This window comes from Shinella sp. M27 (assembly GCF_049199905.1).
In the GTDB taxonomy this organism is placed as follows: Bacteria; Pseudomonadota; Alphaproteobacteria; order Rhizobiales; family Rhizobiaceae; genus Shinella.
Map to the genome: position 1 here is coordinate 28,300 of NZ_JBLZPK010000067.1, position 479 is coordinate 28,778.

A 479-nucleotide genomic window follows, 5' to 3' on the forward strand; every position below is an offset into this window, starting at 1 on the left:
GCGCCCGTCGGCGAGGATCGGCGGTTCATTGCCGAGGGATCGGATCATGTTCCGGTCGGTGGTCATGCCGATTGCATTCGCCCTGTCTTATCGTTTCAGCGCGGGAAGATGCACGCAGGTGGGCCCGCGAGTCAAATCACGCTGCTTCTTATGCATCTCTATAGGAGCGCGGATTGTGATAATCTGAGGGCAATCGGCCGCTTTCACACCGTTTGCGCAGCGAACCACCCGGAAAACCGGCTTTTCGCTGCGGTAAATGAAAGGCAAACGCATTTTTTCGAAGATTTTTTCAAAAAAGTGTCACATCGCTGTTGACGCTTTGAAAGTGTGGGCCTATAACCCGGCCATCGAACGAGAGCGGCGGCGCTTCTGGCGGCCGACGAACTCGCTCTAAGGTTTCCTGATGGAGCTGGTGAGAATAGGGCCTGATTTGGTTCAGGATGTTTTTGCTGCTTCTGACGAGATTGGGACGGTTTGAC

General features: G+C 54.5%; 2 protein-coding genes. One reads left to right on the forward strand and one right to left on the reverse strand.

Annotated features, from left to right (window positions below; all coding sequences use genetic code 11):
• On the forward strand, positions 1-315 hold a 315-nt coding region (locus tag ACOZK4_RS25195; RefSeq protein WP_421594416.1), incomplete at its 5' end, for a hypothetical protein.
• Here the strand turns inward: ACOZK4_RS25195 and ACOZK4_RS25200 are convergent.
• A partial coding sequence (locus ACOZK4_RS25200) for a hypothetical protein (RefSeq protein ID WP_421594417.1) occupies positions 290-479 on the reverse strand: 190 nt, incomplete at its 5' end. The genes ACOZK4_RS25195 and ACOZK4_RS25200 overlap by 26 nt on opposite strands.